12 protein-coding genes are annotated in these 14,244 nt (G+C 68.8%); 5 read left to right on the top strand and 7 right to left on the bottom strand.

Annotation, left to right across the window (positions count from 1 at the left end; translation table 11 throughout):
- Nucleotides 1-17 precede the first annotated feature (17 nt).
- The 3 genes from AC6CID_RS02565 to AC6CID_RS02575 form a co-directional block, all read right to left on the bottom strand.
- Nucleotides 18-2,543 (bottom strand): ABC transporter permease, encoded by a 2,526-nt coding sequence (locus AC6CID_RS02565; protein ID WP_498353528.1) that lies wholly within the window; start codon nucleotides 2,541-2,543, stop codon nucleotides 18-20.
- Nucleotides 2,544-2,554: 11 nt separating this feature from the next.
- Entirely contained in the window at nucleotides 2,555-3,316 is a 762-nt protein-coding gene (locus tag AC6CID_RS02570) for an ABC transporter ATP-binding protein (protein ID WP_006553930.1), read from the bottom strand.
- A gap of 91 nt (nucleotides 3,317-3,407) precedes the next feature.
- Nucleotides 3,408-4,184: an SDR family NAD(P)-dependent oxidoreductase gene (locus AC6CID_RS02575; RefSeq protein ID WP_006553929.1), complete on the bottom strand. Its 777-nt coding sequence runs from the start codon at nucleotides 4,182-4,184 to the stop codon at nucleotides 3,408-3,410.
- 78 nt (nucleotides 4,185-4,262) lie between these two features.
- Here AC6CID_RS02575 and AC6CID_RS02580 point away from each other — a divergent pair, with 78 nt between their 5' ends.
- A complete protein-coding gene (locus AC6CID_RS02580; RefSeq protein WP_006553928.1) occupies nucleotides 4,263-5,033 on the top strand; it encodes a deoxyribonuclease IV in 771 nt (256 codons plus the stop codon).
- 100 nt (nucleotides 5,034-5,133) lie between these two features.
- Here the strand turns inward: AC6CID_RS02580 and AC6CID_RS02585 are convergent, their stop codons facing one another.
- From AC6CID_RS02585 to AC6CID_RS02595, 3 genes are read right to left on the bottom strand one after another with little or no spacing between them, the layout of a single operon-like run.
- Nucleotides 5,134-5,745 carry a TetR/AcrR family transcriptional regulator gene (locus tag AC6CID_RS02585; protein WP_498353529.1) on the bottom strand — a complete coding sequence of 204 codons (612 nt, stop codon included), beginning with the start codon at nucleotides 5,743-5,745 and terminating at the stop codon, nucleotides 5,134-5,136.
- Entirely contained in the window at nucleotides 5,742-6,497 is a 756-nt protein-coding gene (locus AC6CID_RS02590) for an ABC transporter permease (protein WP_033097325.1), read from the bottom strand. The genes AC6CID_RS02585 and AC6CID_RS02590 overlap by 4 nt, the downstream gene beginning before the upstream one ends.
- Complete coding sequence (locus tag AC6CID_RS02595; RefSeq protein WP_064851497.1) at nucleotides 6,494-7,231, bottom strand: ABC transporter ATP-binding protein; 738 nt, start codon at nucleotides 7,229-7,231, stop codon at nucleotides 6,494-6,496. Before AC6CID_RS02595 ends, AC6CID_RS02590 begins: the two co-directional genes overlap by 4 nt.
- A gap of 125 nt (nucleotides 7,232-7,356) precedes the next feature.
- Here AC6CID_RS02595 and AC6CID_RS02600 point away from each other — a divergent pair, with 125 nt between their 5' ends.
- Entirely contained in the window at nucleotides 7,357-7,947 is a 591-nt protein-coding gene (locus tag AC6CID_RS02600) for an AMIN-like domain-containing (lipo)protein (protein ID WP_006553924.1), read from the top strand.
- An 89-nt stretch (nucleotides 7,948-8,036) separates the two neighbouring features.
- Nucleotides 8,037-9,938 carry an ABC transporter ATP-binding protein gene (locus tag AC6CID_RS02605; RefSeq protein ID WP_498353530.1) on the top strand — a complete coding sequence of 634 codons (1,902 nt, stop codon included), beginning with the start codon at nucleotides 8,037-8,039 and terminating at the stop codon, nucleotides 9,936-9,938.
- Between the two features lie 60 nt (nucleotides 9,939-9,998).
- Here AC6CID_RS02605 and AC6CID_RS02610 read toward each other — a convergent pair whose 3' ends face one another.
- On the bottom strand, nucleotides 9,999-11,879 hold the full coding sequence (locus AC6CID_RS02610; RefSeq protein WP_006553923.1) for a DEAD/DEAH box helicase: 1,881 nt from the start codon (nucleotides 11,877-11,879) through the stop codon (nucleotides 9,999-10,001).
- Nucleotides 11,880-12,037: 158 nt separating this feature from the next.
- On the opposite strand from AC6CID_RS02610, the gene AC6CID_RS02615 reads away from it, so the two are divergent.
- The gene (locus AC6CID_RS02615) at nucleotides 12,038-13,381 is read left to right on the top strand and encodes a TrpB-like pyridoxal phosphate-dependent enzyme (RefSeq protein WP_498353531.1); all 1,344 of its coding nucleotides are present in this window, start codon (nucleotides 12,038-12,040) and stop codon (nucleotides 13,379-13,381) included.
- 39 nt (nucleotides 13,382-13,420) lie between these two features.
- A complete protein-coding gene (locus tag AC6CID_RS02620) occupies nucleotides 13,421-14,131 on the top strand; it encodes a phosphoribosyltransferase (protein ID WP_024103477.1) in 711 nt (236 codons plus the stop codon).
- Nucleotides 14,132-14,244 lie beyond the last annotated feature (113 nt).

A 14,244-nucleotide genomic window follows, 5' to 3' on the forward strand; every position in this document is an offset into this window, starting at 1 on the left:
CCACCTGCACTTTCTGCCTACATGTCGCTGATCGCTTCGAGCGGCGGCGTCTTCGCCGCACGCTGGCCGGGCCACAGCGCCGCGAGGACACCGATGATGCCGGACGCGACGAGCATGCCGACGACCTGCGACCACGGCACCGAGATGATGTCGAGTCCCTGATCGGCGAGGGTGCGTACGAACGCCCAGCCGAACGCGAGACCGAGCACGACACCCACGACCGCGCCGAAGACCGCGATGAGCAGCGACTCCAGGTAGATCGTGCGACGCACCTGGGCGCGTTGCATACCGACGGCGCGGAGCATGCCGATTTCCCGCCGCCGTTCCACCACCGACAGCGCGAGGGTGTTGACGATGCCGAGGATGGCGATGACTACGGCGAGGGCGAGCAGGCCGTAGAGGATCGCGAGGAGCATGTCGATCTGCTGCGCCTGCTGACCCTTGAACTGCTCACGGTCGAGGACCTGCACGATCACGTAGTCCTTGACGGCCTCCTCGATCGACGCGCGCACGGTCTCCGGATCGGCACCGTCGACGGTGTTCATGAGGACGACGAGCGCCGACCGGTTGTTCGGCGGCGTGAACTGCTCGAACAGCTCCTGCGAGACGACCCACGGACCGATCAGCTGGTTGTCGGCGAAGATGCCGGCGACCGTGGTGTCGACGGTGTCGCCGTCGCGACTGGTGAGCGGAACGGTGGAGCCCACTTCCCAGCCGTGGTCGTCCGCCGAGGCCTGCGAGACGAGAATCTCGTTCCCGGTCACCTCGAAGGCTCCCGCGACCATGTCCAGGTCGAGAACGTCCTGGAGGGGCCCGCCCGCTCCGGTGCCGAACTCGAAGTCCTCGTCGATCTTGGCCTGCACGCCGTAGGCGGGCACGACCTCCTCGATGCCGTCCACTCCGCGGACCGCCTCGGCGGCGGGGGCCGGGACACCGAACATCTGCGGCCCGGTGAGCATGAAGTCCGCCTCGACCCCGTTGTCGACGAGCGCGTCGACACTGGCCTTCGCCGACGACCCGAATACCCCGATGACGGAGACGAGCATCAGCCCCAGGGTGAGGGCGAACGCGGTCGCGGCGGTGCGACGCGGATTGCGGGTCGCATTGGTGCGCGCGAGCCGGCCGATCGCCCCGAACGGCCGAGCGAAGACCGCACCGAGCGCGTTCACGACGGGCCGGGACAACGCCGGCGCCGCGAACAGCACCGACAGGATCAGCAGGAAGGCGCCGATACCGACGGTCGCGGCCGCGCCGCCACCGACCTGCTGTGCGCCCACCACGACGAGTGCCGCACCGATGATCGCGCAGAGCACACCGATGATCGTGCGGATGCGCAGCGACTCGACGGTCGCTGTGGATTCCTCGCGCATCGCGGCGACGGGCGGAACGTGGGTCGCGCGCCGCGCCGGGGCGTAGGCGCTGACCATCGTCACGACCACGCCGACGAGCAGCGCGACGATCACGGTGCGCGGGGACAACTGCAGCGGGCCCGACGGCAGTCCGAGATCCGCGGCGTTCAGTGCCGCGCGCAGACCGTAGGCGAGCGCGACGCCCGCGGCGATACCGATGATGCTGCCGATCAGACCGACGACGAAGGCCTCGAGGGTGACCGACCGGCCGACCTGCTTGCGGCTCGCGCCGATCGCGCGGAGCAGGGCGAGTTCGCGTAGTCGCTGGGCGACGATCATCGAGAAGGTGTTGTAGATGATGAACGTGCCGACGAGCAGTGCGATCGCGCCGAACGCGAGCAGGAAGTAGTTGAGGAAGTTCAGGGCCTCGGCGACCTGCGACTTGGTCTCCTCGGTGACCTCGGCTCCGGTCTGCACCTTCAGCTCGGGCAGCGCTGCCGCAATCTCGTCGCGCAGCTGCTCGGGCGAGAGCGAACCGTCGCCTGCGACGTCGAGGAAGCCGATGTGCCGGCCGTCGGTGAACAGCTGGGAGGCCTGTTCCTCGGTGAACAACGCACCGATGTAGCCGCCGGTGTCGGTCTCGAGTTCGTAGATGCCGCTGACGGTCACCGGCACCATGCCCTGCGAGATGGTGAGCACGGTCGTGCTGTCGCCGATCGAGAGATCACCGCGTTCGGCCGCGCTCTCGTTGAGCGCGATCTGCCCGCTCTCCGCGGGTGGTCCACCGGCCACGAAGGTCTCCGGTTCGCCGACGAGACGGTCGGGCGGGATGTAGGCGTAACCCTCGGCGGGTGCGCCTCCGGTCTGGATCGCGGCGCCCTCGGAGTCGAGGACGATGATGCCGCCACCGATCGACGGGGACGTGCGCTCGACGCCGGGGAGGGCGACGACCTGGTCGACGGCCTCGATCGGGACACCGCTGGTGCCGTACTGCTCGGTGCTGACGCGGACGTCGACGCCCTGGGCGACGTCGCCGAAGATGCCGTCGAAGGTGCGCTGCAGTGTGTCGGTGAAGACGAACGAACCGGTGATGAAGGCCGTGCCGAGCACCACGGAGAGCACGGTCAGGGCGAGCCGCACCTTGTGTGCGGCGAGGTTGCGCAGGGCAACCCTGCGGATGGGATTCCCACTCATCGCGGTGTCTCCTATTCCGCCACGGGAGCCGCGGAGGCGGGATCGAACTGTTTCATCCGGTCGAGCACTCGTTCGGCCGTCGGTTCGCGCATCTCGTCGACGATGCGTCCGTCGGCGAGGAACACCACGCGGTCGGCGTAGCCGGCGGCGCGCGGGTCGTGGGTGACGATCACGACGGTCTGGTCGAACTCGTCGACGGCCGCCCGCAGGATGGACAGCACCTCACCGGATGAGCGGGAGTCGAGGTTGCCGGTCGGCTCGTCGCCGAAGATGATCTCCGGCCGGCCCGCGAGGGCACGCGCGCACGCGACACGCTGCTGCTGGCCACCGGACAATTCGCCGGGGCGGTGTCCGAGACGGTCGGTGAGACCGAGACGGGTGACGACGGTGTCGAGCCATTCCTGATCGATCTTGCGGCCCGCGATGTCCACCGGCAGGGTGATGTTCTCGAGCGCGGTGAGGGTGGGGACGAGGTTGAACGCCTGGAAGACGAAGCCGATGCGGTCGCGCCGCAGCTGGGTCATCCCCTTGTCGGACAGGGTCGTCAGATCGGTGTCGCCGATGAAGACCGCTCCGGAGGTCGCGCTGTCGAGACCTGCGAGGCAGTGCATGAGGGTCGACTTGCCCGATCCGGAGGGACCCATGATCGCGGTGAACTCACCGGCGGCGAAATCCGCGGTCACACCGTCGAGGGCGTGTACCGCGGTTTCTCCGGTTCCGTAGATCTTCTTCAGGTCCTGGGCGCGGGCTGCTGGGGCCGAGTGCAGTGGCATGCACCCATCTTCCCGGTGCCGGGACCACCGCACCATCGGGGATGACCCCGATCTTCGATTCGGGGATACGGGTGTATGCCGGGGCGGTGGCTCAGGCCCAGCGTGCCTGACCCCCGTCCAGCGGGATCGTCGCGCCGGTGAGATAGCGTGCGTCGTCGCTCACAATCCACGCCACGGCGCGCCCGATGTCCTCTTCGGGGTCGCCGATGCGGCGGAGCGGGATGGTTTGCACGAACTCGGCGGCCTCCTCCGGGTTCTTCTCCGTCCACCATTTCAGGCCCGGCGAAAGGGCGTGCGGGGCGATGGCATTGACTCGGATGCCGTCGACTCCCCATTCGGATGCCGCGGTGCGGGTCAGCGACCGCAGTGCCTCCTTGGTCGAGGCGTAGCCGCCGTAACCACTCGCGTCCCAGCGCACCGCGGCGGAGGTGACCATGTTGACGATCGACCCGCCACCGCGTTCCTTCATGATCGGGTGGACGAGTTGCATGGCGTGCAGCGCGGCGAGCGGACCCGAGCGGTACGCCTTCTCCAGCACGGCCGGCTTCAGGTCGAGCAGCGGCCCGAGCGGATTGAAGCTCGCGTTGTTGACGAGGATGTCGACACCTCCGAAGGCTCTGACCGTGCGGTCCACCGCGGCGGCGATCGCATCCGGATCGGCGATGTCGCACACGACCGGCTCGGCGGTGCCACCGAAGGCGCGGATCTGCTCGGCGGTGTCGATCAGCTTCGACTCGGTCCGGCCGGCGACCGCGATGGCCACACCTTGGCGGGCCAGCGCGAACGCAACCCCCTGACCGACCCCCTGACCTGCGCCGGTGATCAGCGCGACCCTGCCGTCGAGTTTGCCGCCTTCGAGTGTGCCCATGCGAGGAGTCGAGCAGATTCCGGGCACGTCCGGGTATTGCGGTCCCGGTCGGCGGGACACTGCCCTAACCTGTGGCACATGCGGATAGGTGCGCACGTCCGGCAGGACGACGATCCCATCGGTCAGGGCGAACATCTCGGTGCCGATCTGGTGCAGGTGTTCCTGTCGGACCCGCAGAAATGGACGAAGCCCGGTGAGCATCCGCGCACCGAGGAGATCCTCGCATCGGACGTCGACGTGGTGGTGCACTCGCCGTACGTCATCAACGTAGCGAGCCTGAACAACAGGGTGCGGATGCCGTCGCGCAAGGCCGTCGCCGACCACGCCGAGGCGGCCGCGCGTATCGGTGCGCTCGGGCTGGTGGTCCACGGCGGGCACGTGCGCGCGGGTGAGGACGTCGCCGCCGGGGTGGAGAACTGGCGCAAGCTGTTCGAACGGCAGGAGGACAAGGGCGGGTTCGGGGTGCCGATCCTCGTCGAGAACACGGCGGGCGGCGACTTCGCGATGGCCCGCTACATCGACGCGATCGGACGTCTGTGGGATGCCATCGGCGACTACGGTCCCGGCTTCTGCCTCGACACCTGCCACGCCTGGGCGGGCGGTGAGGATCTCGTCGGTGTCGTCGAACGGGTGCGTGCGGTCACCGGCCGGATCGATTTGGTGCACCTGAACAATTCGCGTGACGAGTTCGATTCGGCCCGCGACCGGCACGCCAATCTCGCCGACGGGCAGATCGATCCGCAGTTGCTCGCGGAGATCGCGGTGCAGGCCGACGCACCGATCGTGCTCGAGACCCCGGCGGAGGGACTCGCCGAGGACATCGCCTTCCTGCGGGAGCACTCGACCTGACGACACACTCCGTTCTACGTTTGCGTCGTGCGCGGACCGATGCACCGTGTCGACGGCGCGCCTCTGTCTCCGACCGAAGCGCACGCCCCCGAAGCTGCGGTCACATGCCGGGCAGGTCGCCGGTCAGATAGCGCTGCACAGTGGGGGCGACGATCTCGACGAGCTGCTCCGACGACATCGACGCGAGCGGTTCGAGTCCGATGATGTAGCGCACCAGCATGATCCCGGTCATCTGGGTGGCCACCAGTTCGGCCCGCAGCCGGCCGGTGCCGACGGGACGGTCGATACGCTCGAACAGCGGTGCGAGCGCGACTTCCAGCAGGAACGAGCGGATCAGACCGCTGTCGCCCCCGGCGATCTGCGCACGGAACATCGCCACGGCCGCGTCGCGGTGCGGGGAGTCCCACACACCGAGAAGGGCGGTCGTGAGGGCACGGCCGAGATCCTCGGGTTCGGCCGCGTAGACGGGGGCGAGGACGTCGCGCGGATCGACCGGCAGCGCGATGGACGCGGTGAACAGCTGCAGCTTGGTGCCGAAGTAGTGGTGCACGAGCGCCGGGTCCACCCCTGCACGGACCGCTACCGCACGCACCGTCGTCTTGTCGAAACCGTTGGCGGCAAACAGTTCCCGGGCGCTCGCGAGGATGTCGCCGCGCGCGCCCGAGTTCCCGGGACGGCGGCCGGGGCGCCGCGTCCCGGCCTCGCTCGTCACGGGGTGCGACGGCGCAGCGTCGCCGCACCGAGTGTGAGGGCCGCGGCGGCGAACGCCGCGACGACGATCAGATCCCGCACCATGACGGCGGTGACCCCCGGATTCACGGTGATCTCCTGCAGCGCCTCCACCGCGTAGCTCAACGGCAGTGCGTTGCTGATCCAGCGCAGCCAGTCGGGCAGATCGTCCCGGGCGACGAGTAACCCGCACAGCAGGAACTGCGGAATGACGATCACCGGCATGAACTGCACGGCCTGGAACTCGGTGCGGGCGAAGGCGCTGCACAGCAGCCCCAGGGAGACCCCGAGGACGGCGACGAGAACCGCGACGACCAGCACCCACAGCACGGATCCGGCGCTGGTGACGTCGAGCAGCCAGAAGGCCACCACGCATGCGAGACCGGCTTGGACGGCCGCCGCGAGCGAGAAGGCGCTGCCGTAACCGGCGAGCAGGTCGAGTTTCGTCAGCGGTGTGGTGAGAAGCCGTTCGAGGGTGCCCGAACTGCGTTCGCGTTGCATCGCGATGGAGGTGACCAGGAACATCACGACGAACGGGAGGATCCCGAGCATCGTGACGGCGATCCGGTCGAACAGCGAGACTCCGCCCGGGCCGGTGGGCGCGTTCTGGTACATGAAGTACAGCAGCGTCATCAACAGGCTCGGGACGAGCACGATCATCGCGACGGTGCGATGGTCGGCTCGCAACTGACGCAGGATGCGGGTGGTCGTGGTGGCATAGATGACGGCGCTCACGGTCGTGCTCCCGTCCGGTTCCGGATGAGTCGGAGAAAGGCGTTCTCGAGGCCCGTTTCCCCTGTCTGTTCGCGCAGCTCGGCCGGGGTCAGCTGGGCCACCAGCCGGCCTTCGCGCAGGAGGACGAGCTCGTCGCAGTGGCCGGCCTCGTCCATGACGTGGCTCGACACGAGCAGGGTGGTGCCGCGGTCGGCGAGTGCGCGGAAGTGTTCCCACAGTTCGGCGCGCAGCAGTGGATCGAGTCCGACGGTGGGTTCGTCGAGCACGAGCAGTTCGGGATCGCCCACCAGCGCACACGCGAGCGACACCCGGCCCATTTGACCGCCGGAGAGGGCCGCCGTCCGGTTGCCGGCGTGGTCGGTGAGCCCGACCGCCGCGAGGGTATCGGCGACCGCGGCGCCCTTCCGCCCGTAGAGGGAGGCGAAATAGGAGACGTTCTCGGTGACGGTCAGGTCGGGGTAGACGCTCGGCGACTGGGTGACGTAACCGATGCGGCGGCGCAGTTCGGCGCTGCCCGCGCGCAGGCCCAGCACCGTGACCGTGCCGGATTCGACGATCTGGGTGCCGACGATCGTGCGCATCAGGGTGGTCTTCCCGCAGCCCGAGGGGCCGAGCAGTCCGGTGATCGCCCCGCGCGGGACGCGCACGCTCACGTCCTCGAGAGCTCGATGGGTGCCACGCCGAACGTGCAGATCGCGGATGTCGACAGCGTCGGAGATGTGGTCGATGGCCATGATCCACTCAATTCATCGAGTGTTGAAATCATCCTTGGATGAATTGTGCGCCTCACGTCTCGATCCGGTCAACCCCCGCGAGCGTCGCCAGTGGCCGACGGGAGCTCCGACGTACCATGAGCCCCATGAAGCACACGCGTCTCGCCCTGGCCGTCACCGCAACAGCACTGGTCCTGGCGGGATGCTCCGCCGGTGCCGACGAGCCCGCACCCTCCCCCGCCGTCTCGGTCGACACGCCGACGTCCTCGGCTCCCGAGACCACCACCTCCGACGAGGTCCCGCGCGACGCGCGCGAGAAGGTCTCCCCGGCCGGAGAGGGCGCAAAACTCACGGTCGTCGACATCCGCACCGGACGTCACGAGGGCTTCGACCGCGTGGTCTACGAACTCGGCGGCGAGGGCACACCGGGGTGGCGGGTCGGCTACGTCGACGAGGCACTCCAGCAGGGCAGCGGCAACGAGGTCCCCGTCGCCGGCGACGCCGTGCTGCAGGTGCTCATCGACGGCTCGGCCTATCCGTTCGACAGCGGTGTCGAGCAGTACGCCGGCCCGGATCCCGTGCTCGCCGATGCCGGCGGATCCGTGGTGGAGGTCAGCGGGTCCGGCGTCTTCGAAGGTGTCACCCAGTCGTTCATCGGCGTCGCCGCGCACGGCACGCCGTTCTCGGTGTACTCCCTCACCGGACCGACCCGCGTGGTGATCGACGTGGCTCGCTGACGCCTCGTCCTGTCGTGGTGCGAGCCTAGGCTTGACCTCGAGCGCACTCGAGGTCCTAGCCTCGGCTGCGACCCGAGGAGGCCGACACCATGAGCATGGAAGTCACCGCGTGGAACGCGATGTACAACGCGATGCACGCCGAGAGCGACCGCAGGCCGTTCTCCCGAGCGAGCCTGCGGCGGATCGCCGAGTTCGCCCGGCCGCACCGCCGTAACATCACCTTCTATCTCGTCCTGAGCGTGACCATCGCGGCGCTCGGCGTCGCGACACCGGTACTCGCGGGGCGGGTGATCGACGCGATCGTCGACGGCGCCGCGGTCTCGGTCGTGGTGCTGCTCGCGGTGATCATCGCCGCGATCGCACTGATCGAGGCCGGCCTCGGGATCGCGAACCGCTGGTTGTCGGCGAGCATCGGCGAGGATCTCATCCTCGATCTGCGCACCACGGTCTTCGACCACGTGCAGCGCATGCCGGTCGCCTTCTTCACGAGAACCCGTACGGGCGCGCTCGTCTCGCGCCTGAACAACGACGTCATCGGTGCGCAGCGTGCCTTCAGCGACACCCTGTCCGGCGTGGTCGGCAACATCGTCACCCTCGCGATCACCCTGATGGTGATGATCGGGATATCCTGGCAGATCACCCTTCTCGCACTGCTGCTGCTCCCGATCTTCGTGATTCCCGCCCGGCACATGGGCGCCCGGCTCGCGCAGCTCAGCCGGGAGGCCGCCAACCACAACTCGGTGATGAACACGCAGATGACCGAACGGTTCTCGGCTCCGGGCGCCACCCTGGTCAAGCTGTTCGGCCGTCCGGCACAGGAGTCGAGGGAGTTCGCCGTCCGGGCGAAGCGGGTCCGCGACATCGGCGTGCGCACCGCGATGCTGCAGAGCGTGTTCGTCACGGCCCTGACACTCGTGTCCGCACTCGCGCTCGCACTCGTCTACGGCCTCGGCGGTTTCTATGCCCTGCGCGACCAGCTCGATCCCGGTTCGGTGGTCGCGATGGCGATGCTCCTCACGCGCCTGTACTCTCCGCTGACGGCGCTGGCCAGCGCCCGCATGGACGTCATGAGTGCGATGGTGAGCTTCGAGCGGGTCTTCGAGATCCTCGATCTGAAGCCGCTGATCGAGCAGTCGCCCGACGCCCGGCCGGTGCCCGGCGGTCCGGTCGCAGTGGAACTCCGGAATGTCACCTTCGCGTATCCGTCCGCCGACAAGGTCTCGCTCGCATCGCTCGAGGAGGTCGCGGTGCTCGATTCGCGGGGCGGCGAAGAGGTGCTGCGCGACGTGTCGTTCCGCGTGGAACCGGGCCGGATGGTCGCACTGGTCGGATCGTCCGGCGCGGGCAAATCGACCATCGCACAACTGATCCCGCGATTGTACGATGTCGATTCCGGCGCCGTGCTGCTCGGCGGAGCGGACGTCCGCGAACTGACCGCCGACTCGATCCGCGCGACAGTCGGGCTGGTCACCCAGGACGGTCACCTGTTCCACGACACGGTCCGCAACAACCTGCTGCTCGCCCGCCCCGAAGCCGGCGAGAACGAACTGTGGGACGCCCTACGTCGCGCACGCCTCGAGCCCCTGATCGCGTCGTTGCCGAACGGACTCGACACGGTCGTCGGCGAACGCGGCTACCGGCTCTCGGGTGGTGAGCGTCAGCGGCTGACGATCGCGCGACTGCTGCTCGCCCATCCGCGGGTGGTGATCCTGGACGAGGCCACCGCCCATCTCGATTCGACCTCGGAGGCCGCTGTGCAGGAGGCGTTGACCGAGGCGCTCGAGGGTCGCACGTCGGTGGTCATCGCGCACCGCCTGTCGACCATCCGCGCCGCCGACGAGATCCTGGTCGTCGAGGCCGGGCGCATCGTCGAACGCGGCAACCACGACGATCTCCTGGCGGCGGGCGGCCGCTACGCGGAGCTGTACCGCACGCAGTTCGCCGATTCGGGACCGAAGGTATCGGTGGGAGCCCCCATACTCGACGCATGAGCGCCGGGACGTCGACGGTGCCACCGCCGACGTCCCGGCCGAGTGGATCGGCCGGCGGTCTCAGTCGCGGTATCCGCCGCGACCACCACGATCGTTGCGGTCGCTGCGGTGCGTGAAGTCGCCGGAGCGGCCGCCACGGCTGTCGCCGTACTCGCGCTTGCCGCCACGATCGCGCTTGCCGTGATCGCGACGGTCTCCCCCGCGTCGATCGTCACCGCGACGGTCGTCGCGTCCGCGATACGAGCTGGGACGTCCGGACGGTGCGCCGGAGTCGGGCTGCAGCTGGATGAGCACGCCCGAGATTCGGGTGGAGCGCAGCGCGTCGAGGGTCTGCGGCGACAGATCCTTCGGCAGCTCGACGAGGCTGTGATCGGCACGGATGCTGATGTGCCCGAAATCGCCGCGGCGCAGTCCGCCCTCGTTGGCGATGGCACCGACGATCGCACCGGGCTGCACGCGGTGACGCTTGCCTACGGCGATGCGGTAGGTGGTCATCTCCTGGCCGTCGCGACCGACCTTCGGCCCGTCGTCGAAGCGACGCGGCGGACGCTCGCGCGGTTCGCGCTCGCGGCGCGGCGGTGCGACCGGCTCGGGTTCGGCCTCCATGAGGAACGACTCGCCGTCGCGAGACAGCACCGCCAGCGCGGCCGCGATGTCGGCGAGCGGCACGTCGTGCTCACGCTCGTAGTCCTCGATGAAGGTGCGGAACAGCTGCAGGTGATCGGAGGCGAGCGCCTCGGTGATCGAGTCGTTGAACTTCGATACGCGCTGGGCGTTGACGTCCTCGACGGTGGGCAGCTGCATCTCGGCGAGCGGCTGGCGGGTGGCCCGCTCGATCGCCTTGAGCAGGTGACGCTCGCGCGGAGCGACGAACAGCAGCGCGTCGCCGGTGCGGCCGGCGCGGCCTGTGCGGCCGATGCGGTGCACGTACGACTCGGTGTCGTGAGGGATGTCGTAGTTGACGACGTGGCTGATGCGCTCGACGTCGAGACCACGCGCGGCGACGTCGGTAGCGACGAGGATGTCGAGCGTGCCGTTCTTGAGCTGGTTGATCGTGCGCTCGCGCTGGGCCTGCACGATGTCGCCGTTGATGGCGGCGGCGGAGAAACCGCGGGCGCGCAGGCGCTCGGCCAGGTCCTCGGTGGCCTGCTTCGTGCGCACGAAGATGATCATGGCCTCGAAGGTCTCGACCTCGAGGATTCGGGTCAGCGCGTCGAGCTTGCGCTGATGGGAGACGAGAACCCAGCGCTGGGAGATGTTCGCCGACGTCGTCGTCTTCGACTTGACGGTGATCTCCTGCGGATCCTTCAGGTACTGCTTCGACAGCCGGCGGATCGCGCCCGGCATGGTCGCGGAGAACAGCGCGACCTGCTTGGTGTCGGGGGTGTCGGCGAGGATGCGCTCGACGTCCTCCTGGAAGCCCATGGTGAGCATCTCGTCGGCCTCGTCGAGGACGAGGAACTCGAGTTCGGAGATGTCGAGGGTGCCCTTGGCGAGGTGATCGATCACACGTCCGGGGGTGCCGACGATGACCTGGGCGCCGCGGCGGAGGCCGGATAGCTGTACACCGTATGCCTGACCGCCGTAGATGGGCAGGACGGACAGGCCCGGGATATGGACGGAATACTTACCGAAAGCCTCCGCGACCTGCAGCGCGAGCTCGCGGGTGGGCGCCAGCACCAGCGCCTGGGGCCGCTTCACGGAGGTGTCGATACGCGAGAGGATCGGCACCGCGAAGGCGGCGGTCTTGCCGGTGCCGGTCTGAGCGAGACCGACGACGTCCCGTCCCTCCAGCAGCGGTGGGATGGTCGCCGCCTGGATCGGCGACGGGGACTCGTAACCCACATCCGAAAGAGCTTGCAGCACACGTGCATCGATGTCGAGATCGGCAAACGTGAGAGCTGCGGTCTCCTGGTCGGGGGCGTCTTGAATATCACTCATTTGACCAGCAGTTTATCGGATGAACTCACCTCTTCGCGCCCGGACCCGGCCGCGACCCGGGCTCGAGCGCGCGAACAATGACCCACCCCACCCCGTCGCCGGCACCCGGGGCGCGTCACACTGGGCAGGTTCACCGTCCTCGACCGAAGGATTCCACAGTGACGGCTTCCCCCTCCGCGCACGCGTCCGCGACACCCCCGTCCGTCGCCGATTCGGGTATTCCGACGTACTGGTACAACATCGTCGGCGACCTCGCGGTGGCCCCGCCGCCACACCTGCACCCCGGCACCCGCGAACCGATCACCGCCGACGATCTCGCACCTCTGTTCGCCTCGGGACTGATCGAGCAGGAACTGTCGACCGAGACCGACATCGAGATCCCGGAGGCCGTGCGCGAGGTCTACGCCGGTTACCGCTCCACGCCCCTTTTCCGCGCCCGCTCGTTCGAGAAGGCACTCGGCACCCCGGCCCGCATCTACGTCAAGTACGAGGGCGTGAGCCCGGTGGGCAGCCACAAGGTGAACTCGGCGGTCGCACAGGCCTACTACAACTCGCTCGACGGCGTCACCCGGCTCACGACGGAGACCGGTGCCGGACAGTGGGGTTCGGCCCTGTCGTTCGCGTGCGCGAAGTTCGGTATCGATCTCGAGGTGTGGCAGGTCCGCGCCTCCTACGACTCGAAGCCCTACCGCCGCTTCCTCATCGAGACCTACGGCGGCACAGTACATCCCAGCCCGTCCGACCTGACGGAGGCCGGTCGCGCCGTCCTTGCCGAGCACCCGGACACACCCGGCTCGCTCGGCATCGCGGTCTCGGAGGCCGTGGAGGTCGCAGTGAAGGACGCCGCCGCCCGCTACACCCTCGGCAGCGTGCTCAACCACGTGGTGCTGCACCAGACCGTCATCGGCCTCGAGGCCGTGGAGCAACTGCGGGCCGCGGGTGAGGACCAGGCCGACGTCGTCTTCGGTTGCGCGGGCGGCGGTTCGAACCTCGCCGGCCTGTCGTTCCCGTTCCTGCGCGAGGTCATCCACGAGCGGGCGACCACGCGTGTCGTCGCCGTCGAGCCCGCGGCGTGCCCGTCGATCACCCGCGGCGAGTACCGCTACGACCACGGTGACATCGCGGGTCTGACCCCGCTGCTGAAGATGCACACCCTCGGCCAGGACTTCATCCCGGATCCGATCCACGCCGGCGGGCTGCGATATCACGGCATGGCGCCGTTGCTCAGCCACACCGTCGAGCTCGGCTACGTGCAGGGACAGTCCGTGGCACAGACCGATGCCTTCTCCGCGGCGGTGCTCTTCGCCCGGAACGAGGGCATCGTGCCGGCGCCGGAGTCGTCGCACGCGATCGCCGCGGCCGCGGAGTACGCGCGGGGCCTCACCGAACCCGAGGTCATCGTGATCGGCCTGTCCGGCCACGGCCAGCTCGATCTGCCCGCCTACCACTCGTACCTGTCGGGCGAGCTCGACCGAGATCCCCTCGATCCGTCCGGGCGGTGAGTGCTCGCCCGCCCGGGCGGACCGTCCCATACTGGAGGTGTGGGGTACGCCACACGCGAGGAGGCAGGCCGGCGACTCGCCCGGTCGGCCGGGCACCTGCGCGACGCCGACCCGGTGGTCCTCGCACTACCTCGCGGCGGCATTCCCGTCGCCCGTGAACTCGCCGCAGCCCTCGATGCGCCCCTGGACGTCCTCGTGGTGCGCAAACTGGGCGTGCCCTGGCATCCCGAACTCGCGATGGGCGCGATCGCCGAAGGACCGGGTCCCGGAACCGCCGGGGAATCGACCACGCAGGACGCCGTCTTCCGGGTCCTCAACGACGACGTGATCCGGCGCGGGCGGATCGCCCCCGAATCCGTGGCGGCCGTCGAGCGACGCGAGCTGGCCGAACTGGCTCGACGTGCCGATTGCCTGCGTGCCGGTCGCACCCGGGTGCCGCTGGAGGGCCGCACGGCGATCGTCGTCGACGACGGCATCGCCACAGGTGCGACGGCCGCGGTGGCATGCCTCGCCGCGCGCGCCTCCGGAGCGACCCGGGTCGTCCTCGCGGTGCCGGTGGCCTCCCCCGACGCACTGCGCCGGGCCGGCCGGACGGCCGACGAGGTGATCTGCCCGTGGACGCCGGTGGACACCGACAGCGTCGGCGCCGCCTACGACGACTTCCATCAGCTCGGCGACGACGAAGCGATTCTCCTTCTCCGAAATACTGGTACTTCCGGTACCGGGAAATCCGACGAGACGATCCGATAGTGGCAATCCTCGTTACCGGCGGGTAGCATTGTTACCTGGATCACTGCCTATCGGACTGTAAAAAGAGGGCAAAGCGGTCCGAGGGTAATGCATTTCCCAACGACGTGTGATGC

This window comes from Rhodococcus sp. GQ147, from assembly GCF_059759155.1.